The 22108-nt window shown below is 58.0% G+C and carries 20 protein-coding genes and 4 pseudogenes; 10 read left to right on the plus strand and 14 right to left on the minus strand.

All coding sequences use genetic code 11. The features are described 5' to 3' along the window. Positions 1–45: 45 nt before the first annotated feature. From J2R78_RS08320 to J2R78_RS08330, 3 genes and pseudogenes are all read left to right on the plus strand, one after another. Complete coding sequence (locus J2R78_RS08320; protein WP_092089306.1) at positions 46–417, plus strand: cupin domain-containing protein; 372 nt, start codon at positions 46–48, stop codon at positions 415–417. A 706-nt stretch (positions 418–1123) separates the two neighbouring features. Continuing rightward, positions 1124–1234 (plus strand): annotated as a pseudogene (locus J2R78_RS44970) (type II toxin-antitoxin system RelE/ParE family toxin); the annotation flags it as partial. Between the two features lie 93 nt (positions 1235–1327). Further along, on the plus strand, positions 1328–1651 hold the full coding sequence (locus J2R78_RS08330) for a helix-turn-helix domain-containing protein (protein ID WP_092089278.1): 324 nt from the start codon (positions 1328–1330) through the stop codon (positions 1649–1651). Positions 1652–4220: 2569 nt separating this feature from the next. Here the strand turns inward: J2R78_RS08330 and J2R78_RS08335 are convergent. From J2R78_RS08335 to J2R78_RS08350, 4 genes are all read right to left on the minus strand, one after another. After that, the gene (locus J2R78_RS08335; RefSeq protein WP_092089273.1) at positions 4221–4415 is read right to left on the minus strand and encodes a hypothetical protein; all 195 of its coding nucleotides are present in this window, start codon (positions 4413–4415) and stop codon (positions 4221–4223) included. A gap of 1062 nt (positions 4416–5477) precedes the next feature. After that, positions 5478–5768, minus strand: a complete 291-nt coding sequence (locus tag J2R78_RS08340; RefSeq protein ID WP_253603859.1) for a hypothetical protein — start codon at positions 5766–5768, stop codon at positions 5478–5480. A 405-nt stretch (positions 5769–6173) separates the two neighbouring features. Continuing rightward, positions 6174–6845 (minus strand): HAD family hydrolase, encoded by a 672-nt coding sequence (locus tag J2R78_RS08345; RefSeq protein WP_253603861.1) that lies wholly within the window; start codon positions 6843–6845, stop codon positions 6174–6176. Between the two features lie 10 nt (positions 6846–6855). Beyond that, positions 6856–8445: a hypothetical protein gene (locus J2R78_RS08350; RefSeq protein WP_253603863.1), complete on the minus strand. Its 1590-nt coding sequence runs from the start codon at positions 8443–8445 to the stop codon at positions 6856–6858. Between the two features lie 346 nt (positions 8446–8791). Between J2R78_RS08350 and J2R78_RS45310 the strand changes: the two genes are divergently transcribed. Then, positions 8792–8947, plus strand: coding sequence for a GSU2403 family nucleotidyltransferase fold protein (locus J2R78_RS45310; RefSeq protein WP_375167002.1), 156 nt, complete (start codon positions 8792–8794; stop codon positions 8945–8947). Positions 8948–10535: 1588 nt separating this feature from the next. Here J2R78_RS45310 and J2R78_RS08360 read toward each other — a convergent pair. Continuing rightward, on the minus strand, positions 10536–10694 hold the full coding sequence (locus J2R78_RS08360; protein WP_253636003.1) for a hypothetical protein: 159 nt from the start codon (positions 10692–10694) through the stop codon (positions 10536–10538). Positions 10695–11492: 798 nt separating this feature from the next. Between J2R78_RS08360 and J2R78_RS44975 the strand changes: the two genes are divergently transcribed. The 3 genes from J2R78_RS44975 (at position 11493) to J2R78_RS08370 (ending at position 13722) form a co-directional block, all read left to right on the plus strand. Further along, the gene (locus J2R78_RS44975; RefSeq protein ID WP_309144987.1) at positions 11493–12269 is read left to right on the plus strand and encodes a DUF4172 domain-containing protein; all 777 of its coding nucleotides are present in this window, start codon (positions 11493–11495) and stop codon (positions 12267–12269) included. Positions 12270–12308: 39 nt separating this feature from the next. Continuing rightward, positions 12309–12671, plus strand: a complete 363-nt coding sequence (locus J2R78_RS44980) for a hypothetical protein (protein WP_309144988.1) — start codon at positions 12309–12311, stop codon at positions 12669–12671. 472 nt (positions 12672–13143) lie between these two features. Next, positions 13144–13722: a cation transporter gene (locus tag J2R78_RS08370; protein ID WP_253609778.1), complete on the plus strand. Its 579-nt coding sequence runs from the start codon at positions 13144–13146 to the stop codon at positions 13720–13722. A 328-nt stretch (positions 13723–14050) separates the two neighbouring features. Here the strand turns inward: J2R78_RS08370 and J2R78_RS08375 are convergent. Then, positions 14051–14676, minus strand: a pseudogene (locus J2R78_RS08375) (cell envelope biogenesis protein TolA). 152 nt (positions 14677–14828) lie between these two features. Between J2R78_RS08375 and ligD the strand changes: the two are divergent. Beyond that, positions 14829–15776: a non-homologous end-joining DNA ligase gene (gene ligD, locus J2R78_RS08380; protein ID WP_253603867.1), complete on the plus strand. Its 948-nt coding sequence runs from the start codon at positions 14829–14831 to the stop codon at positions 15774–15776. Positions 15777–15852: 76 nt separating this feature from the next. Here the strand turns inward: ligD and J2R78_RS08385 are convergent, their stop codons facing one another. The 5 genes and pseudogenes from J2R78_RS08385 to J2R78_RS08410 form a co-directional block, all read right to left on the minus strand. Further along, positions 15853–16317 carry a metallophosphoesterase family protein gene (locus J2R78_RS08385; RefSeq protein ID WP_253609779.1) on the minus strand — a complete coding sequence of 155 codons (465 nt, stop codon included), beginning with the start codon at positions 16315–16317 and terminating at the stop codon, positions 15853–15855. Next, a pseudogene (locus J2R78_RS08390) lies at positions 16314–16808 on the minus strand (NUDIX domain-containing protein). Before J2R78_RS08390 ends, J2R78_RS08385 begins: the two are co-directional and overlap by 4 nt. A 69-nt stretch (positions 16809–16877) precedes the next feature. Beyond that, complete coding sequence (locus tag J2R78_RS08395; RefSeq protein ID WP_253603869.1) at positions 16878–17540, minus strand: HAD family hydrolase; 663 nt, start codon at positions 17538–17540, stop codon at positions 16878–16880. Between the two features lie 339 nt (positions 17541–17879). Further along, a complete protein-coding gene (locus tag J2R78_RS08405) occupies positions 17880–18812 on the minus strand; it encodes a Ku protein (protein WP_253603872.1) in 933 nt (310 codons plus the stop codon). A 117-nt stretch (positions 18813–18929) separates the two neighbouring features. Continuing rightward, a protein-coding gene (locus J2R78_RS08410; RefSeq protein ID WP_199805250.1) for an IS5 family transposase occupies positions 18930–19690 on the minus strand; the annotation gives its coding sequence in 2 pieces (ribosomal slippage) (positions 18930–19345 and positions 19345–19690; 762 coding nt in all). A gap of 121 nt (positions 19691–19811) precedes the next feature. Here J2R78_RS08410 and J2R78_RS08415 point away from each other — a divergent pair. Continuing rightward, on the plus strand, positions 19812–20207 hold the full coding sequence (locus J2R78_RS08415; protein ID WP_253603874.1) for a hypothetical protein: 396 nt from the start codon (positions 19812–19814) through the stop codon (positions 20205–20207). A 257-nt stretch (positions 20208–20464) separates the two neighbouring features. Here J2R78_RS08415 and J2R78_RS08420 read toward each other — a convergent pair. From J2R78_RS08420 to J2R78_RS08430, 3 genes and pseudogenes are all read right to left on the minus strand, one after another. Next, positions 20465–20653: pseudogene (locus J2R78_RS08420) on the minus strand (Zn peptidase); the annotation flags it as partial. A 172-nt stretch (positions 20654–20825) separates the two neighbouring features. Continuing rightward, positions 20826–21191, minus strand: coding sequence for a helix-turn-helix domain-containing protein (locus J2R78_RS08425; protein ID WP_253603875.1), 366 nt, complete (start codon positions 21189–21191; stop codon positions 20826–20828). After that, positions 21188–21493 (minus strand): hypothetical protein, encoded by a 306-nt coding sequence (locus J2R78_RS08430; RefSeq protein WP_057019390.1) that lies wholly within the window; start codon positions 21491–21493, stop codon positions 21188–21190. The genes J2R78_RS08425 and J2R78_RS08430 overlap by 4 nt, the downstream gene beginning before the upstream one ends. A 215-nt stretch (positions 21494–21708) precedes the next feature. Between J2R78_RS08430 and J2R78_RS08435 the strand changes: the two genes are divergently transcribed. Continuing rightward, complete coding sequence (locus J2R78_RS08435) at positions 21709–22095, plus strand: hypothetical protein (protein WP_057019391.1); 387 nt, start codon at positions 21709–21711, stop codon at positions 22093–22095. Positions 22096–22108: the final 13 nt, after the last annotated feature.

Here is a 22108-nt window from a genome sequence, read left to right on the forward strand (position 1 = left end):
AAACAACCTGCCGAATTCATTTATCTATTTTTAAAGGAGATAATGATGCTTCGATATCTCGCTTTGATTTTTTTCGCCCTTACCTGCGCAGCCAATGCTCAAACCAACCGCACCGAGTTAAAGCGTGCCGATTTGACCGGCACAAATATGGAGATTGTAGTCAGCGTCGTCGACGTACAGCCTGGAAACAATCTCATTCGCCACACGCACCATGGCGAGGAAGCCGTTTATGTTCTGGAGGGTGCAACGTTGGCACTACCTGATGGAAAAGAGGTGCCATTTCCTACGGGAGCAGCGACGATCAACATTCGCGACGTTCCCCACGGTGGATTCAAGGTGGCCGGCGACAAAACCCTGAAGATGTTGACGGTTCATATCGTCGATAAGGGCAAACCCATGATGGAGCCCGTGAAATAGACGCACTGAAAGAAAGAGACGGCCCCAGCGAGGCACATGCTGGGGCCAGTATGTAGCTGGGCGTCGCAGTGCCGGTAGCGGTGCGGCACCGAACAGGGCGACCAATGCGAGTGCTTGCGCTTCGTTCCTAAAAGAAACGCCCAGCGCCCGGGAGACGCTGAGGCCGACATTCCAAGTGGATCGTCCAAGTGCTTTCGACAGGGGCAGCACTTGTACCTCCCGGTAACCGGAATGCGCGTCGGCCGTTGTGGCAGCAAGGATTGCCGGCCCCGCAATCGCACAGACGAGTTCCCACCCCTATCGCCGGCTGCTTTGGCTCCCTGCGGGCTGGGGCAGGCTCGACGACTGGCGCCGCAACCAAGCCGATCTGCCGGGCCGGCCCGAGGCCATCCGCCGGCCGGTGTGAAGGCGAAGGTGTAGTCCCACTTGCGGCCGCGCCCCCGTTGAGATTGTATCTGACCCGCAAAACAACCAGATTCGCCGCCCAATTTCCTGGAACCAGACCACAATATTTTCGTTGACATGGCCAATAGTAAATCTGCTATAAAGTCGTCTGAGGGCAAGGAGGATGTGCCTCTCGAGTTCGTCGGCTCATCGCTTGAGGATCTTTCCGCTTTTCCCCTTCCGTGCAAGAAGGAGATCGGTTTTGCGCTCCGTGCCGCCCAGAAGGGCGGAAAAGGAGAGAATGTAAAGCCGCTGAAAGGTTTTGGCGGAGCTAACGTCCTCAATCAAGTCTAGTTTTGACGGAGATACGTTCCGGGCTGTCTACACGGTTCAGCTGAAAGGCGCCATATACGTACTCCACGCCTTTCAGAAGAAATCCACTAAAGGGAAAACGACATCCCAGAACGACAAGGACTTGATACGCACCCGGTTGAACGCGGCAATTGAGTTACACGCGGACAAGGAAATGAGCAAAGCAAGAAGCACAAAAGGCAGCGGTAATGTTTTCGCCGATATTGGCGTGCCGGATGCAGAGATGCATCTTGCTAAGGCCGACCTTGTCCTCGGCATCGCCGCGATCATTCGATCAAAAGGGCTCACACAATCACAAGCCGCGAAGACGATCGGGATTGCGCAGCCCGATGTCTCTCGACTGATGCGTGGGAACTTCGACGGCTTCTCCTATGAGCGTCTATTTAATCTACTCAACGCGCTGGGAGAGAACGTGCGTATCGTGGTTTCAGACGCCAAGCCTAAGACCAAGGCAAAACTTGAATTCGAATTTTCGTAACGTACAAAAAGCGGCCGCCATCGAGCGGCGCTTAGCATCATCGCGCCCTCCGTTACGCCCTCTCGAGAACGCGGAAGGACTCGGCGGCGCCACCATCCAGCCGGGCCGGCCGGTCGGTTTCCAACCAGCTCACCGGTCTGCCCATCGTCCTCAGCGCCTTGAAGGCAGCGCGAAGCACTGGATCGCGGAAGAGCGAAGAAGCCGGCTTTGTATTAGATTGCTTGGGCCATGCTCACTCCTTGGCTTGGGCTAGAGCCGAGCGGGTGTTCCAGCACTTGCTCGGCTTGTCCCTTTATGACGTGCCATCAAGAATAAATGACAGAAATCGCGGCGGGGGCGCCTTCCCGTACAAAACGAGCCCGTTACCGCGAATGATTCATATGCCCCGCGAGATGTTGATGATTGGCGGCGCCATCAGGGGGATCTGCCTGGCCGATCTGAGGCTATCCGCCGGCTGGTCGAGATCGGGCTTGCGGTGAAGACCAAATAACCTCTTGAACTCGCCCGCAGGTTGCTGAAGACTGTCGCTCTTTGAAAAAAGTTGTTTTTTAGGGCGATCAATATGAAAATGTTCTTGGTTCTTGCTGCGGCGCTGTCCGTGGCGTTGGTAGCCTCATCGCCATGTTTAGCGAGAGCCGGCGGCGGCGGTCATTCCTATGGTGGTGGCGCAAGATCTGCCGCAACGTTTCGTGCCACTCCTGTCATGCGCTCCGCACCTGGCTATCGGGCGCCGCCGGCGGCTCGGCTTTATGTACCCAGGCAGCAATACGCTCACCCCAGATACGTCCCGGCGATCTACACTAGGTCGACAGTGCATCGCCTAATCTCCGTGTCACGCAACCCAACCTACGCCAATCCGGTGCGTCGAGCTCCCGAACGGTTCGTAAGATTTCACGGTCGCATGATCGGAGTCCCTCCCCTGGCTGGACTAACGGCCCCTGCGATCGTGGACGTGCCCGATCTCGGCGAGGTGATTGTCCCGCTCGATATGTATACTACAGTGTACCCGCTCCTAATTTCGGATGATGAGAGCGACCGCGAGCGCGCTATCACGCAACTCAGAGAGCGCGCTGAGCGCGACCCGGCCAGTCTCGTCCAACGCTCAGCGGCAGTCTCCATACCCCCAATGAATGACCCCTGCCCAAATTGCCAAGACGACAAGGTTGAGGTTCTTCATACCTGCCGACCGATCGGCGAGTGCGACATGTCCGAAAGGTTGGTGAATAGCTCCAAGAATCCGACCTACCTCGTCCCCGAGCGTGGCTCAGATCGACGCGGATTGATCTTCTGAAATCTAAAGTACCCTAGACACACTCGTTTCATTTGGACCACCACCATATACGTCGCAGTGAATGGCTTTGGCGTTTACATCGCATATGATTGGGCGCCAAGGGTTAGTTGTGCTGGCGAGCATGCATCGTGACAATGCGATTTACGTATTGGAAGCGATTGGAAGCCGCCTCTCGCTCATCTGAAAAGCAATCCTCGAGGCGTCTCTTCAGAAGGCGCGCTTCTTTCAATCGGCGAGATGGAAGGAAAAGGTGAGAGCTAAGTGATGTAAATTCTAAGGCGTCCTGCCTCCAGGACCGTGTCGCAATCCCAGGAGGAGCTAGCGGGCAATGGACGCCCCAATTTTCACCCGTCGGAAGCCGATCATTGCGCCGGCTCTGGGGATGCGGTTGGCTGCACATCGCATTTCGTGATGAACAAAATGAATTTTGATCAGCGCTTTTGAGGGAGGAAATAATGCTTCAATCCTTCGGTTTTATTTTCTTCGTCTTTACCTGCGCCGCGGACGCCCAGACAAACCGCACCAAGCAAGTTTTATCTCCTCGACCAGCGGCTTGGAGAAACGGCCGAGCGCCTGCGGATCAGAAGCTCGTGGCATCGCACCAGGTGTGGAGCGCGACAATCTTATTCGCCTAGAGCAACAGGCTGAAACTGCAGCATACATAAACGAAAGGCTGAGTTCGCCCGGCCTAAAGCCCCTACCTGTCGGCACGTCGCGACTAAGTGGCGCCGATGATGGATACCGGCAGAGACGGCTGACGCCATGTAGGATTCCTCAACCAACGACCCCCGGCGCCGGAGGTTCGTGGCACCGAGGGCCGCTACTCCCGGCGGGCTTGGGGCTTGAGACCGGGAGCTTTGAATCGATAGCCGGTGCTCCATTTCGTTCCAAGCGCATACTGCCTGAAGGCCCGAATCTTTTCTCGCAACGACGACACGGATCAATGTTCGGGATGTTAGTACCCTCTCGGCTGGAAGGTCGCCCCTGTAAGAGCTTCAAACGGGTGGCGTTGCTTCGTCTTCGACCGCCTCAATTTGTCGCCCGCTCAATTGGAATAAATCTCCGATCCGACGTTTAAGATGCCGTTCGAGACGCAAGGTCTGTGGCGCGACGGCTGGCTCCCCCTAGGTTTCGCCATCCACCCGGAAGGGCCCATCGTGAAGACGCGCGTTTGACGGCGGCCGGTTCTTGTAAGGGCGCGCCAGCGAGCGGCGTCTTAACAGCGCCTCACCGCGAGAGCTCAACACCTCCGCGCAGCATAGCCGACCGGGACGAAACTCAGCGCCCCGGAGGCGCGTTCAGCGCGCTGTGACCCGCCGCTTTTAATTCATCTATTGAGAGTCGCCCGTTGGCCGCGGCTTCGAGGATCTTGGAAGCAACATGCGTCCTGGCGCCGATTTCAAAGACGGAAATATTCTCGCAAACTTCCTCTAGCACTGCCCTTAGCAGCGCAGTCGTTTCGGCGTCGAACATGCGTTTCCCTCCAATTGGAGATTAATGCTGAACGCCCGCCGAGCGGAGTATATTCGCTCGGCGGCACCCGCCACGCGTTCCAGTCTGGATCCTGAAATTCCAGCTCGGCGAGATTGGCACTTTTCCGCCAAGGCTTTGTGACGGCGCGTGATCCGGGCCCTCCAAGTCAATCCTCGACATCGGCAATTCGCCTGAGAACGATCACGATGGTGATGACCAACCAAATATGCCAGCAACAATCCTGGCCAGACCTGAACCGAACGCGCCGCCAACATCCCGATCGGACAACGCGAACACGGCGGCTTCAACCGCTAAACCGATCCCCAATGGAAGAGCAACGACGATCGCAAGGATTTGAGAGGTCCGATTGCCAGTCTAAGGACCATCCTTGCGCTTCCAACGCCGTTTTCAATGCCCATAAAAAAGCTACGCCGTCGGGCTCGAAATATGGTGTCCCGGCGGCGCCCTGTCACTGGGCCCCTGAAATCCCCCAGCGCGTTACGATCTAGCAGTCATCGCGCCCTGCATTTGTGAAATGGTTCACAAATCGCGCCCCGTAAAACCACGGGCGCTGCCGCAGAAATCTGCCTCACCGACATGGAATTGGCGGGGTTTGCTCTGCTGGGCAACTTCGCAACGCCAATGAGTATTGCGGCCACTGGATGAGCAAAAGAAATGCTAAAAACAGAGCGCGAGCTGGCATCAGTCCGGTCCAGCGCATTTGCATCAAGGCAAACTGAAATTGTCGAATTCGCCAGCCGCCGAATGGCAAAAGTCGGCCAGTTGACGAGCATTATTCCAGCTAGCCGAATCCGCGCATATCTGCCCAAATTTTGTCGACTGCCACGCGCATCGCAATTTTTTAAGACGGTCGGACCACCTCCTAAGCTTGCTGGCATCGGGGGCGAGCTACTGTTGCGGCGCGCGTGGTGCGCCATCTGATGCTCCCAGGGGCCAGCAAGGGCATATGCAAAAGGAGAGCGCCCCACCCTTTCGGATGGGGCGCTACGGCGGCCGGACTTGGGGTCAAGGCCAGGCTAGGCCGCCGAATCAGTTCGGCTATCATAGCGTAGCCAGGGGTGGCTGCGAGATGCTGCTTTGATGCTGATGAGCGACGCTGAATAAGATTTTCGCGACGGACGACACCGGTCCGGGGCGCCATAGCTCATCCAAGCGCATCGGCGCGATCAAAAACTCCATCATGGGCTGCCCCATCCGGGCCCATGATAATTCGTCCTCCAAGAAGTTCGAGGACTCATTGCTGACGATGTCCGTCAGCAGGAAGAACGGGACAATTGCGGCATACTGGCCAACCATTTTCGTCGCGGCGTCCCAGAACCATGTGGGGTTCAACCAAGCGTCATTTGTTCCGGTTTAACGAGCAGCTGTTGGCTGTTGCCAAGCACAGAGATCGCGTCGGTGGCGCCGAGTAGAACACCTGGCCGGTTGGCCGACCGTGAAGCACGCAAGTTGCTCGCGGATCAGGCGTTCTCAGCAGCGTCCATGGCGGCCATTGAACACATCGATCTGCCTCAATTAATCTGCCGGCGGCAAGGGCAAGAGGACAGGCTTTTACGGGCCACGACAACTCGGCGATGGTATTATGTTCGGACGGTCCGTCGCACAATGATCCTTGTAAGCTTCATTCTGGTGACGCAAGAGGCTGATACCAATACCCTCCCATGGGCCCCAGTTCGACAAGGCCTACTCCTTCCCACCGCCGGCTTAAGTGCGACTTCGCACGTACCATCTATCAATTTAGAAAAAGCCATGCGCTTGAACGATTGGTAACAGCTCGTGATAGTTGTGAATGATGTGGTCCGGCTTCGCTGCTCGCAAGCGTGCTTCGGAAACAAATCCGCCGGTGATGGATATGCTTATCAGTCCGAGGCTTCGCGCAATGTTGGTTTCCACTGGCATATCCCCGATGATGAAAGTTGACTCAGGCTTTAGATCATTCTCCTCCATGTACCGCCGAAGCCGCTCCCCTTTGCTCATCGTTTTATACTGGGTGAGACGGCTTTCAAAAGCCAGGACGTCATTGAAGTAGCTGTCGATTCCGAGCCTTCGCAATTGAGCAACAAGGGGCGCGACTATATGGTTACTCACGATGATGGACGAAGCCGCTTCTTGGCGCGCCAATTCCAGCATTATGCGCGCACCTACGCGTAACTCCGCTTTGTCGGCTAGCGGCTCGTAGGTGTCATGGAAGATTGCGCCGCCATCGCGATCTACGGCTGCGACTTCCGCTTCTGACATCCCGACATTTCGGAAAAGAATGGATAGTGGAACATCGCAATGATCCCGAAAGGTATCCAGATCGATCGTCGGGCGTCCAAAGCGCTCCAAGATAGTATTGGTCGTTTGCAGTAGCGCCTGGGCATCGTCAAGCAACGTGCCATTCCAATCAAAAACAAGAGCTGGCTTCATGATTCGGGCCTCAGGCGGCGCTATAGTGGTCGGCCATGAGATTATGCAGGTCTCTGTTTGCGCGCCTTTGCCCCGCAGGAGTTGGCATTTCGAATGTAAAGGGCGACAAATCTATTCCCTCGCTCTCCCGTGGCAGCAACGATGTGAGACGCGGGAAGGGCAAGTAGGTCACAGTTGCCGCGTTGATCGAGGCCGCGATTCTTGCTTCGATGGTTTTGAGGACGTGCGGCTCGATATCTTTGAATAGTAAGCTTTGCTTCCGCTGTTGAGCGGACAGCCTCTTCCATGTCCGCCAGAAGGCCAGTTCATCGATGGTTTCAATATTCACGCCGTAGTAATTCGGAGCCACGATAGGCGGTGAGCCGATTGCCCAATGGACAGCTTCGACGCCCGCAGCAAGAAGTATATTCGTTACGACCCGACTGGTGTCGCCACGAATGAGGGCTTCATCGGCAATGAGTATCGTGCGTTTTTCGACGTCAGTCGAAGCCAGACGGTATTTGTGAGCGATACGACGCTTGCGCTCACTACTTGGGCCGATGAGAGTTCGCTCAGTGATTTGAGTCTCGATGACTTCACGCCGTTCGGCGCTAATCCCACGTGCTACGAGAGATGCGAATAAGCCGTCAGCGTAGGGCCCTCCAGTATCAGGCATGGACGAGATGATGATTGGAGCGGCGCCCGGGTCTGCAGGAAGCTGACGCGCAACAAGGTCCCCCAGCGAGACGCCAATGCTGTAACGAGTTTCGAGGTGAGATCGCCCCTGGATCGACGTATCCGGACTTCCGAGGTAAAGCGCTTCGTAGGCGCAAAGCTTGGCGGCACGTCGAGAATCTCCGACAGAACGATCGAGGCATTCTCCGTTTTTTCCGTTCACATATTTGATGTAGCCCGGCACGATTTGGTCAGACTTGCCCTGAAGTCCGGCAAAGGCGCAATTTTCCGACGCAAAGAGCAAGGACCCATCGTCCGTCTGCATGAACTCCAAAGGACGCAGACCATACCTATTGCGGAACGCAACCAGATTTCCTTCGGCGTCCAGCAAAAGCGCACTAATAGCACCATCAATGCGCTCATCAATCTCACGAAACACGTTCTCATAGTTGACGCGCAGGCCTTGGCGCCAATAATCCCTTTCACAAATGTGTTCAACTAGCTTGAGCAAGAGTTCGGCGTCCGTCCGATCCTCGAAGGTGTGACCTTGGACAATCACTTCTGCTCTAATCTCTCGAGCATTTACTAACGCTCCGTCCAACGAAATTGTCAGTTGGCGGGAGGCGGCCCTGCGATTGGAAGTTGGTCGATCGTCACTCTCACCCTGTGTGCAAACTCGATCGCGAACATGAGCGATTGCAACATGGGGAATGAACTCCACATCCTGCTCGTCCTTGTCGATCGCACGCAGTTCGTGTGATGGCCGAGACGCGGTTTTATATCGAACGCCTTTGTTGTGCATGAAGGCGGCGATGCCGACGCCTGCCTGTCCACGAAGCGAGAGCTTCGGAAGCATGTGCTTGAGCCGATCATAAACCGTCTGATGGGAGCTGCTCCAAGGCAAGAGAAAAGCGGCAGCGATACCTGACATGCTGGCAACCTTCATGTAGCGCCCGTATCCCGAGCCCGTCACAAGGCGGATGTACTCCGCCGATCACCTGCTCTTACGCAAGCTTCGTACCATCGCCCAGCGCTCGGCAATTTGACTCGCCGATCAAACCCGCACGTATCGAGATTTGCGCTCCCGCATCCCCTGTGTGCCGGACAAATGAGCTGGCGTTTTCGCGACAATCCGTCTGAAGCGCGACGAGCTGGTATGGGAAATAACAAAGCCAACATTTCAACATTGCTGGCAGCGCGCGGCTCTGATCTTTCAGCTTTCCCCGCCTCAACGTGGGATCGGCGATGTCATCGCGGCGCTTGCCAAGACCGGCGTTTTTCGCCTTCGCGGGATGCTCATTGGCGCGATCGCCCACCAAACCTATGCCGCCATGCTTGGTGTTCGCCGCTCCGCCGGCTCGCGACAGACCGGCGACGTCGACATCGCCCAGTTCAAGATGTCTCGATGGCTGTCGACGACTCAACGCCGCCCCTTCTGGACGTGCTAAAGGAGGCCGATAAATTCCTCGTGCCGTTCCTCACGGATCTGACGGCCGGTGCATGACCAGCTACGCCTCCAAAGGCGGCTTGCACGTCGAGGGGGAAAGGAGACCGGCCGCCTCCAAAAGCTGCCCGCCCTCACGGCGGTCGGCCGCTGCGTCCTCGATTTCTTGATCGGTGACCCCGAGCCCGCGGTCATCCTGCATGCCGCCCGCATCTCCGTGCATGTCCCGCCCCGGCGCGCTATGCCGCCCACAATCTCATCATCTTGCAGGCGCTTGCAGGTTTGCAGAGCCGGACAATGACCTGCTGCAATCTGAAACCTTGCTTGCGGCCCTGGCCGAAAAGGGCCGCCATGAACTGAAACCGGCCCGGAAGGAAGCTCATGCTCGCGGACCCAAATGGCGCTAGTTGATGCTCGAAGGGCTTTGCTTGCTCGCGGCCTCCGTGCCGGACGCGGTGCTCAAGACCCATGGCGCGCCTCGCTCGCTATGACTTCAGCCGCGACGTCGTGACGTTCCAGCGAAAGGACTCCGGCGGCTTAGTCAACCGCGCAGTACCGCGAGGCGCTGGACGACCGTTTCAGTCCAATGGTGTCGAATAAGACGGGCGGGTGGAGCGCTCCTCAAGAACAGGCCCAGCATCGAGGACATTGGTCGCACCAATACCTCATCGCGCCGGTCGAGGAGCCCAGCACCGTTATGGTCAAGACTGGCGACGTCGAGGGTTTTCGGTGCGAGGAGCGCCCCAACGAAAGCGACGTCTTCGTCCTCATGCCGCGCTTGATGCCGATCGACCAGACATGCCCTCGCCGCCGACTTGGCTGGTGACCAATTGCCCCGCGCGCTCCAGCACCGGCCGCCAAGGCGCCAACACTAACTCGCGGGATCTCTCAATCAGGACGAACCCGCCACTGTTCAGCGCCAGCATACGCCAGCACAGCTATCTGCACGTTGTCATCAGGTCTCGCTTTTCATCAGGCGGTGAACATCCGGCTGCTCTATCTCAGCGCGTCGTCGAGGGTGCGAGGACAATTTAAGCTAAACTGTCCGAAAGCCGGGCAATTGCTGGTGCTCTGCGTATACGTCCGCTGTCCTAGGCGCCCCGTCGGATGTTCTACCTCTATCCGGTCTTTGACCTAGATCAAGGAATCCGATCTCGGAGAACGAACCGGGGACAGCGGAACGTGATTAAGTATCCTAGTTGAATGCATGACTTTGGAAGCACGAAATAACTTTGGAAAGCACGAATCATAAGGGTCGTCTCTGACACCGGGGAAGGACGATGCCCCATCGTAAGTACCGCGCGCTGGAGCGCGAGTGCCATCTACAGGCCGCTATCACGGGGCACAAAGAGACTAAAGACGAACTCCAAAAAATGGAGCGCGAGTACAAGGTTCTCGCTGATTGGTTAGAGGCGCGACGGCGAGCCGACCAGCAACCGCCTACCGAAGAGTAAGGTAGGCTCAGTTGCGGCTCTGTCGTCGCCGGGTGCCAGTGTTACGACATGGTTTCCTAGCGCTGAGCGCCACATGATCGGCCACAAGGGCGACCAGTACACGTTTATCGGCATGGCCGTCTGCAAGGCGATCATCAGCTAATGCACGGCAAGCACGACAATGGAGAATACGGACTTTTCGTTCAGGACCCTCGCGAGCGCGTGATCGGCGCGCCCGAGATCAGGACGGATGGCTTCCATCCGTAAAAGGTAGCGATCCGCGACGCATTCGCCGGGGCCTGACAATTTCCCCGCCATACGACATGTCCACAGGCCAGCCCAAAGAAACGGCCCCAGCGACGGACCGGGGCCAAGGTTAACTCTGTCATCGCGTCAAGCGCCGGGATCATGCAGCGCTCGTGGGACCCACTCCACGAGTGGTCCGCATCTGCATGGTACGGGCGTAGTTTTGTGGCAACCCAGAAACAGGCAGGGAACCATTAACTCTCCGGTCCGGGCGGCTCGCGCCAAAAAAAGAAACGGCCCCAGCACCCTTGGAGGTGATGCTGAGGCCGTTCCTCATTCCGCGCTTGCCGAGCCGCCGGTGAAATAATTAGGCGCCCCTCTGGGCCTTAGTAAATTGACCTTGATGAAACGGCCTACCCAGTCTCGAGATCATCGAATCAAAGCCGGAGCAGGTCAATTAACTTGCGTGAATCAAACGTAAATGAATTGCCTATTTTTTCCGGATGCTTAACTGGTGTCCTAATTCCCCTCCGCTGGGTGTCCTAGCTAGGACAGCACCAAAATAACTGACGTTTTCCCGTCGCAGAAATTCCTTCGAGCCGGGAATATGGATTTAGCGGCAAGAAGGGGAATGACCGCGATCGCCCGCCAAAACGGCGCGTACTCCCGTAGCTGCCAAAGCGCTTTGCGCGTATCCCGTGGGAAGACGGTTTCTTGGCCTCGACGAGCAGCGTGAGGCTTTGATCGATTTCGGCGTCTATTGGCGCTCGCTTGTTGGAGAAAGTCTGTTGAAAGCAGGAGTGGTGGGCAGCCGCGCAGCGGCCACCCGATCGCCGGTTTCCACTCGCCATTACGTATTCTCCGCATCTCGTGCGTAGAATACCCTTTCTTTTGCGGCGAATAGACTCCATATTCTCCGCAAAAGATACGGCGAATGACCAATATCCACGAACTTCAGGATTGGCCCCATTTCACTGGGATGCGGCGAAGCTCGCCCAAAGGCTCGCGGCTGTTCGCAATCGGCAGGGGCGCCTTACCGGTCGCATGGAAGAACTGGGCTTCAAACTAAAAACCGAAGCCAACCTCGAAGCGCTTACCGAGGAAGTGACGAAGTCGAGCGAGATCGAGGGCGAAGTTCTCAGCCGCGACCAGGTTCGTTCGTCACTCGCACGCCGCTTGGGTGTCGATATCGGCGCTCTTACGCCAGCTGAGCGCAATGTCGAAGAAATTGTCGAAATGATGGTCGACGCAACGGGCAAGTACAATGCCCCCCTTACCGCCGAACGCCTATCTGGCTGGCACGCTGCCCTGTTTCCTACAGGTCGCAGCGGCATGACCAAAATCACGGTGGGAGCCTGGCGCACCGAACAATCCGGACCTATGCAGGTCGTCTCGGGCGCGATCGGACGCGAGCGCGTACATTACGAAGCACCCAAAGCGACACTGCTACCCGATGAGATGAAATCCTTCATCGGCTGGTTCAACGGCACGCAGGACATCGATCCGGTGCTGAAGGCGGCTATTGCCCATCTGTGGTTTGTGACCATCCATCCTTTTGAGGATGGCAACGGCCGCATCGCGCGCGCGATTGCCGATCTGGCGCTAGCAGGTTCCGAAAACAGCCCACAACGATTCTACAGCATGTAGGCTCAAATTGGGCAGGAGCGCAATGCCTACTACGATATCTTGGAAGCGACGCAGAAGGGCGACCTTGAGATCACTGAGTGGCTCACTTGGTTTCTCGATTGTCTTGATCGCTCCTTTGACCGTGCCGATACAATCCTGGCACCCGTGCTCAAGAAAGCGCGCTTCTGGAAGAAACACGCGGGTCAGAAATTGAACGAGCGCCAGAAAGCAATGATCGAACGTCTGTTCGAGGGCTTTGAAGGCAAGCTTAACTCATCGAAGTGGGCCAAACTTACCAAGGTCTCGCAAGACACCGCTCTGCGCGACATCGAAGATCTGGTTGCGAAGGGGATACTCGCGAAGGACGCGGCCGGCGGTCGTAGCACGAGCTATTCGTTGGTTGAGGCCGTAGTAGAATACTAAGGCAGCCCTGGGTTGACGTGAGCTTCAATTTGAGCAGCTCGGCTCGAAGGCCTTCCAAGACCTCGCCTGCTCTCTCACCGCCGAAATGTTGAAGTGGCCTGTCCAGACGTTTTTGGGATCGAACGACCGCGGCCGTGATGGCGTTTTCCTGGGAGCGCTAAAACGGCAATACCGCACAACCGCGAAATCGACCATCCAGTGTAAGTTCACTGGCGTGCCTGGGGCGAACCTCACCCTTGCAGCGCTTCAAGAAGAACTGCCGAAGCCCGCTGTTCGCTAAGCAGGGCGCAGCCGAGCTCGTTAGTCCGCCCGGCAACTCAAGCAAAGGTCACGGCACTTCGCTAACTTCCGCTCAATCTCTTGCCTTGTCGTCGTGCATGTTTGTTAGCTGCAAAGGGCTCGGCTCTTTTTATCAGGGCTTCCTATTTTTTCTAGGGACGGTACACCGGGGCATCTGGACGATGAAAGCATGATGAGAACGGCACTAAGTAAGACCGTGCGGTTGGTCGCGATTCTGAACCTCGCCTATTTCGGAATCGAATTTGCCGTAGCCGTCTGGATCGGATCGGTTTCTCTATTCGCCGATAGCATCGACTTTCTAGAAGATGCATCGGTGAATTTCTTGATCCTGGTCGGTCTCGGCTGGACGATTCGCAATCGGGCGCGGCTCGGAATGGCGCTGGCCGGAGTTCTTCTGATACCAGCGTTGGCGACACTTTGGACGGCTTGGGAGAAATTCAGCACTCCTATCCCGCCAGAGCCCACTCCGCTGGCGCTAACAGCGGTTGGCGCCATGCTGGTTAACCTGTTTTGCGCCCTCATGCTCGCGCGTTATCGCCATCAGGGCGGAAGTCTCACCCGCGCTGCATTCTTGTCGGCTCGCAACGACGTTATGGCCAATATCGCCATTGTCGCAGCCGGGCTCGTGACCGCATTTGCGTGGAACTCAGCATGGCCAGACATCATCGTTGGCCTTGCAATCGCGGCGATCAATGCTGACGCCGCGCGCGAGGTTTTTGCCGCTGCGAGGCACGAACATGCCCAAAGCTGAATTTCAAACTGAGGCATTACCCACGGTCCTGACCAAGCGGCCTCAACATTTACCGATGGTTGCACCGCAACCGCAAGCCAGCCCACTTTGTCGTCCCCGTCTATCCGGCCAGACTATAAGCGCGGGTGAGCCGGCACTTGCCGAGCTGGACTAAGCGGGGATCAAGAATGAAATGACTTCATTCTTCTGACCGGCGTCCGCTTTTCCTACAATTGGGGCGCGCCGCTCGCATCCGAGGTGCCGAAAGCGAAATAAGAGTATGAGCGCACCGCCATAAGCCGTTGCGAGTTCATGGCGCTGATCGCTCGTGCCGCCGACCAAAGAACCGCTAACTAGCCCGCGCACGCCGCATCGCAGCTTCCAATCGCGCTTTCTCTTTATCCCACCGATTTTCTTCGGCCTGCGATCTCTTCTCAATAGCCACGACCTCCGCCTGGATGGCCGCGGCTCGTTTCGCGTGTTCCTGTTCGGCCTTGTCCAACGCAGCCTGCGCCTTGTCGACCGCCTGCTGACGGCGTTTTCTCTCCTTCTGTCGGGCGGCCTCCTCTCTCGCTCGTTCCACCTCGCGACGCCTCTGTTCTTGGTCGTAGTCGAGAGCGGCCTTTCGCTCCGCAGCCTTGTCGACAGGGCGAGAGGGAAGCTTCTTCGCCTTAGAGCCTTTCGGCTTGCGGGCAGTTTTCGTTGGCGTGCCACCGCCGAGATCGGTGGGCAGCTCGGCATGCTCCTTGAAAGATCCGTCGGATCCGACCGGACGCCTGAGCACGACGCCAGGCTTTGCGATGGTCGCGGCGATGACGTCCGGATCATCGCCTTCCTTCGCCGCGCCCTGATGCCCTGATGAAAGAGATTGCTGTCTGCGCCCCACGCTTCCAGCGCCGCTTTCATGGAAGGAGCGGCGATCGCCAGATCGAAGAAGCCCAGCGAGGTCAGGTAGGTTTTCAGTTTTCTGGCCATCGGTCTGATCAGACCTTCACGTTCGATAGTTAGCGTCGCGCACTCTGGGATTTGCCGCGCGTCTGACGGAACATGCCATGGCTTTAAGCGTTCCCTCATTCTTGAAGGACGTCCATGCATTACGCAACACGCTCTGAAAAATTGGCCCTTGAATGAGCCGGACGTCGACCCTGCCCAAGCGCTTACAGCCGATGCTGGCGACGCTCACCGACGCGCCGTTCGACGATCCCGGCTGGATTTTCGAGGATAAGTACGATGGCTTCCGGATGATAGCAGAAATCCGGCGGGGCAAGGTTTCGCTCTACAGCCGCAACGGCAAGATCATCAGCCGCAGCTATATCGAGGTCGCCAAAGCGCTGGAGGGCGTGAGGGGCGACGCCGTGATCGACGGCGAGCTCGTGGCGATCGGAAAGGACGGCGTCTCGCATTTCCAGCTGCTTCAAAACGCGCTGCGTCATGAAGCAAAGCTCCTGTATTGTGCCTTCGATCTCATGTTTCAGAACGCAATTGACTTGCGCAAACAGCCTCTTCTCGAGCGCAAGGAGCGGCTGAAAGCGATCCTGCCACATCACCGGCTGATCGCCTTCAGCCGTCACCGCAAAGCGAACGGCACGAAATTCTTCGCCGAGGCCGAGCGGAAGGGTCTGGAAGGCATCATGGCGAAGCGCGCCGACAGCGCCTATGCGTCCGGAAGCCGGACGGCGGATTGGCTGAAGATCAAGACAGCAAAGCGGCAGGAAGTGGTGATCGCGGGCTTCACAGCGCCGAGGCGCAGCAGGCCATTCTTCGGCGCCCTGGTCCTTGCCGTGCGGGAAGACGACGCATGGCGCTATATCGGACATGTCGGGACTGGATTCAGCCACAAGGTCCTGGAAGAGCTCCACGCCAAGCTCGTGAAGCTGACGACCCCGAAATCACCCTTCCCTGCCAAAGTGAAGGACGAGGCCGCCACGACCTGGGTCAGGCCCTCGTTGGTTGCCGAGGTCAAATTCGCGGAGTGGACGAGCAAGGGCGAACTGCGCCAGCCCGTCTACCTTGGGCTCAGGTCCGACAAGCGGGCCAAGGACGTCGTGCGCGAGCGCGAACGTCGGCGCAAGTAGAACTTTCGTTCGGCGAAAGCCGGCAAAAAGGTTGACGCACTCGCCTCCTCCGGTGTGAATTCCTCCGCGGTGGCACTCAGTCGCTTCCGAGGTCATGGATTTCCGGTCGCATGCCGTCAGGCGTGAGTTCGAGCGTCGCAAGCGTGATCGGCAGCTTGAAACGCCGGGGTCCCGCGCTGCCGGGATTCAGATAGAGAACGCCGCCGACCCTGTCGATCTTCGGCACGTGGGAATGCCCGGAGACGATGACGTCGATGCCGGCGCCGGGGTCGGCCTTCAGCGTCTTCAAGTCGTGCAGAACGTAGATCGATTTTCCCGCCAAGCGCACAAGGGTCGTGTCGGGGTAGTCGCGAGCCCACTCGCCACTGTCCACGTTTCCACGAATGGCTTTGACGGGCGCGATCCGGCGAAGCGCATCGACGATCTCGGGCCGCCCGATGTCACCGGCATGGATGATGTGATCGACGCCCGTCAACCCTCGTTCCGCCTCGGGCCTCAACAGGCCGTGCGTGTCCGAAATGATTCCAATCCTGAACATTATTTCCCGGCGCCCTCAACGGCGATCGCCAAAAGACGATCGAGAAACTTTATCTGAGCGGACAGCATCTTGGTCCGCGCGAACTCGATATCAAACCATTCCACGCGGTCGACTTCGGGAAAGCTCTGCCGTCGACCGCTTCTGGGCGGCCATTCGATATCGAAGGTATTGCTGGTCAGCGCCGCCGGGTCAAAATGGCCCTTGCCGGCGAATGCGATAACGCGCTTCCCTCCCCTGTCGGACTTCCTCCAGCGCCCGGAGTGGACCAATCGAAGCGCTGGGGCCGAGTTCTTCGGCAAATTCGCGTCGAGCGACGTTCTCCGGTGCATCATTGGCATCGATTTCACCTTTTGGAATGGACCGGCGCCATCATCCTTCTTACGCCAGAACGGACCACCGGGATGAACGAGCAGAACCTCGAGCCCGCGGGCGCCCTTGCGGTATGCGAGAATCCCCGCGCTCGAGGTCGATCTCCTGGAAGTTTTTTCAGCCATATCGCTCCTACTTTGCAGAGCAATCGAGAGCTGATTGCAGGCGAGGAGCACTGAAGGCGCGACGACTGACTAATTGCACAGCAAAGATCGTTCGAAACAGGCCAGTAGCGCAGCGGGCCCCGGATACACCTCGGCGCACCCGGCTTTCCTCAATTCGTGTTCTGTGAAGCCTCCGCAGAGCACGCCAATCGAGCGAACTCCCGCCTTACCAGCCGCTTCCGCATCGTACGGCATATCACCGATCGCAACGGTGCCGGCGCCATCAATCTTGAGCTTCCTGAGAACGACATTGAAGATGTCCGGCTCCGGTTTCGATTCATCTACATCGTCGGAAGAAGTTGTGAGGTCCACGAGATCGACGACGCGAGCGACGTCGAGATAATCATTGACTTCATCCTTCTTGGCCGAGGAAGCAACCGCGATCCGGACTCCAGCGTCGCGAACGCGCCGCAGCAAGTTTGGGACGGCCGAGAAGGGACGCACAAGCGGCAGATATTCCGACTTGAAACGCTTCCCACGCCACTCCTCCAGTTCCTTGCCGTGGTCCCGTTGTTCGTCGACGGACAGAAAGACGGGAATGAGCTTGTCTCCGCCTTTACCGATCTGTCCTCTAACGTTCTCAAAGCTGACATCGTGGCCAAACTTGAGCAAAGCTTCCTGCCATGCCAGCGCGTGGAGATCCACCGAGTCAAGAAGCGTGCCGTCCAGATCGAAGATAGCGGCTTTTGGCAACTCACGGTCCTCCACGTTCGGAGTGATTTAGTTTCGCATACCTGCTGGCACCAAGCGTGTTCTTCGCCACGCGACGGTTGAGATCCAGCGAGCCCACGTCCCACCATACCGTACCGCGCTCGCCGAGCGCCTGCTTAACCTTGTCCACGATCCTACCACTGTTATTTCGGCCTCGCGGTCGGCCGCCTTCCTGGCGTCGCGCGCTGCCCGCCGGGCCGCCATTAGACTGCGGACGAGATGATCTCGCGTGACCTCACGGAGATTGGATTTGCCATCCGCCAGAGCCTGTCGCGGACGACGAATAGTGGCCGTCCGGCGTCACCGGATGATACACGATACCTAAGCCGACTTTCGCTGCGGCTTGGCCGCCGGCTTCTTCGCCGCGGTCTCCTTCGGCGGCTTCTTGCCTGCGATCGGCATCAGCATTTCCTTCTGCCCAGCCGCCGCCTTGCGCGGCTTTTTTCCTGATTTCTTGGGTGCCTCTGTCGCGGTCGCCCCCTCTCTTCCGATGCTCTTTCGCAGCGCGTCCATCAGGTCCACCACGTTCTCGCCGCGGGGGCGAGCTTTCGCGGTGATTGGTTTGCCGGCGCGCTTCTGGTTGATGAGATCGATGAGGGCGGTTTCGTATTGGTCTTCGAACTTGTCCGGCTCGAAATGGCCCGCCTTCTGATTGACGATGTGTTTGGCGAGATCGAGCATGTCCTTGGTGAGTTTCACATCCTGGATATCTTCGAAATACTCATCCGCAGAACGGACCTCGTAGGGGTAGCGCAGCAGCGTGCCCATCAGTCCCTTGTCCAGCGGCTCGAGCGCGATGATGTGCTCCCGATTGGTCAGCACCACACGACCAATTGCGACCTTATTCATCTCGCGGATGGTTTCCCGAATGACGGCGAAGGCATCGTGCCCGACTTTACCGTCGGGACGCAGGTAGTAGGGGCGAATGAGATATCGCGGATCGATCTCGCTGCGGTCGACAAACTCGTCGATCTCGATGGTTCGCGTAGACTCCAGCGCGACGTTCTCGAGCTCCTCCTTGGTCACTTCGATGAAGATATCGGTATCAACCTTGTAGCCCTTGACGATGTCCTCGTTGTCGACCTCCTCGCCGGTGTCGGCGTCGACCTTGGCATACTTGATCCGATGGCCGGTCTTTCGGTTCAGCTGGTTGAACGAGACCTTTTCGGAGTCCGAGGTGGCCGGATAAAGCGCGACCGGACAGGTGACGAGGGAAAGACGCAGGAAGCCTTTCCAGTTAGCGCGGGGGGCCATGCCGGGGGAACTCCGATACTGATACCGGATTCAAGACGAACGACCCGGCTTGGTTCCGACATCGCGACCCGTCCCAAAGGAGGATTTTTCTCAGCTGCTGCTAGGACCGATCGACATTCATTGCATCCAGATCATTGCGGCAGCGAGATGGATGAAGCCGGTAAAGTTGTCAGATCGCCTGTCATAACGGGTTGCCAAGCGTCGGAAGTGTTTGAGCTGGCCAAAGCAGCGCTCGATGCGGTTGCGCTGTTTGTATGCGTCGGCGTCGTGCGGAATGATGATCCTGCGGGTGCGGTTTGACGGGATCACCGCCGTTGCGCCGATTTCCGCGATGATCGCACGCAGGGCGTTGCTGTCATAGGCCTTGTCGGCGAGCACGGCATCGCCGCTTTGGCCGTGGAGCAGTGCCGGCGCCTGGGTGATGTCATTAACTTGCCCAGCCGTGACGATGAAGCGGAGCGGACGGCCGAGCGCATCAGCCAGCATGTGGATCTTGGTGGTCAGTCCACCTCGGGAACGCCCCAGCGCCTGATCTTTGGCCCCCCTTTTCCGCTCGTCGCCTGCTGGTGGGCGCGAACGATGGTGCTGTCGATCATCAGATACTGGTTGTCGCGATCGGCGGTCAGAGCAGCGAACACGCACTCCCAGACGCCGGCATGGCACCAGCGGCTGAAGCGCTGATGCACCGTTTTCCACTTGCCGTACCGTTCCGGCAGGTCGCTCCAGTGTGCGCCCGATCGCAAAACCCACAAACATCCGTTGACGAACAGTCGATTGTCCGCAGCCGTACGTCCCGGGTCGCCAGCTTTCCCCGGCAGCAGTGGCGCAATCCTCGCCCATTGCGCCTCCGTCAGCTCATATCGTTTCGCCGCCACCATCTGCTCCGTGTCTCGAATCACGGAACTCTATGAATCAGCGATCAAACCGCTTGGGAATCCTGAATGTCGATCGGTCCTAGGTCGGACTCGACATTTGTTCTTGCTATGTTCTAATTCGGACATGACCGACCGACCCGCGAGCTGGCGCATGCCGACCGCGAAGCAGATGGAAAAATTGGCCGCTGAAGCCGACCGTCGACGAGCGCCCTCCGCTGCGGGTCCTGATGCCCCCCTCCCGGCGGAATATTGGGAATCGGTCCTCAAAGACCCTCGCGCCGGCGCGACCGTGACCCAGGCCCGACCGCGACGCCTTTCCGATATTAAGGGCCACGTGCTGCGCGTCTCCTGTCGCCGCTGCGAGCGGACCCTGGAAATCCAGACCGCCGTTGCCGTCCGCTTGTATGGCGATAATGCGCTCTGGAAGGACGTCGCGCAGCGGCTGCTCGATAACACCTGCCAGCAGCGCACGGGCGGGCATGAAGAAGACGGGTGCTGGCCAGGGTTCGAGATGCCGTAGTCGCTTAGGATTTGCCGATCCGGCCTGTTTGCCAAGGATATCTGTTCGCAAGTCTTTAGGCGTGACTCGCTGCAGAGAGGCCGCGCGACAGCAAGTTCACCCCTGCCGAGAGCTGAGTGAGAAGTGTCGCGTAGCCGACCGAACCCGGCAGGCGATAGTGAATATCTGCGCTGGCGTCGCCGTTTCCGGCGTCCAGCGTCGCACAGCAAAGGCGCGACGCGAGCCGATGACATGAGGGCGAACCCTGCAAATGTATCCGCCAAGAACTCTTTTGGATCGTCCCAGGGTTGCGCTTTCGCATCCTCGCGCAGTTCATCGATCGACGAGACATGACCGAATACGTGATGGCCGAGCTCCTGCGCACAATTGTAAGCGCGCCAGGGCAGTGGCCGTCGCGCTGAGAGGTGGATGCGCGGAGGAAGGCCGCGCTGATACATCCCTTCCATATTGATGTTGTTGAAGGGCACCACTACGCCCAGCGTCTCGCACAATCCGTAGATGCAGATCAGCCGGCCTGATCGAGCTTGGCCTTGGCCCGTGTGGCCGCGGCGGCTTGCATGCCCTCAGTCGCCAAGGCACGACGGTTGAAGCTGAACTTGGTGGTGCGCGTCACGCTCATCAGCGATCGCCTCCGCTTGGGTTCGGATCGCTGCGCATTGCGGCCAACAGTTTGAGCAGGCGTTCCAGATCATCAGGCTTGAGTTTGGAGAGTTCGCGCGCGGCAAGCTCGACCCGCGGGTCCTGGGCATTGAGCTTTTCTGGCGCCTCGCCAAGCAGAAAAGCGACGCTGACGTCATAGATCTCGGCAAGCCGAGCGAGTTCGTCAGCTGAAACGCGGCGGTTGCCGGCTTCCATTTCGGTGACGGAAGGACGATGCAGGCCCAGTATTTTTGCGACATGACCTTGTGATAGGCCCGCGAGCTTACGTGCCTGCTTGAGGCGCTCAGCAACTTGGCGGCGCTTGATTGAATCAACCTCGGTCATGCTGCTGCGGCTTTTTGCTCGCTTTGCTTCTTGAGAAGGTCGCAGATAAAGCCCGCCGTCTCGTCGATTGTTCGGGCCAGTTTGGTCGTCTCGTCGACGAAAATATTCACGTCTTTGGGAATCTCGGCCTTTATCTCGGTCGCAAGGATTCTGGTCGCGACCGGCCAGACATTACTGTCGAATTTGGGGATGTTCTCGACCGGCTTTATTGCCCCGCTAAGGGGCGGGCATTCCAGGCCGCTATCAGTCTGGATCTGACTGAGGACCTTGATCAGTGTTTCTTTAACGATAACGGGGTCCATGCTTGCCTCCTTCGGACCTCCGACATCTGGTAAGATAATCTTACGTAACGAAGGGGCGGCATAAAAGTGAAGGCCTAAAGGAGCTGAAGGCTGGTCCTTGAGCGGTGTTGTAACGTAGAGTGGAACTGACAGGAACGCAAAGGGAACAAGGATCGGCGCGGCTAGTTGGATTTTTACTAGCTGATGCTTATGCTCCCCTAGAGGCAACGGAAACGATGACCATTCGGGTCAACCAGGAGCACGTAAACGACACCGCGAAGCTGATAATTCATCGGCTTATTGCGCGGGCGATCGGTCGCGACCCTTCGTTGATCGACAGTGCGAAGATTTCGCTCGATCGTAGCGCTTCGGAGCGTTACGCGGGCTATTCATTCGTCAGCGAATGGGATGATTTGCTTCGCCTTCCGCCGTCGAAGGTACGCCGCCGGTTAACGAGCCGCGACGAGGAAATGACTCGTTTGCGTCTGTCGTCCCCGTTCGTGATTGCCGATGGGATTGACTTTAGCGACGTTGCGCTAAGGCGTCGTATCTGGCAGGCAGCGAAGCGTCTCGCCGTGAAATCGGCTGCGCATGAACCCGCGGGTGCGCGGATTGTCGCGTGACGCAGCAATCATT

Origin of the sequence: Bradyrhizobium sp. USDA 4538 (assembly GCF_024171045.1) — a bacterium.
GTDB classification, from domain to species: domain Bacteria; phylum Pseudomonadota; class Alphaproteobacteria; order Rhizobiales; family Xanthobacteraceae; genus Bradyrhizobium; species Bradyrhizobium australafricanum.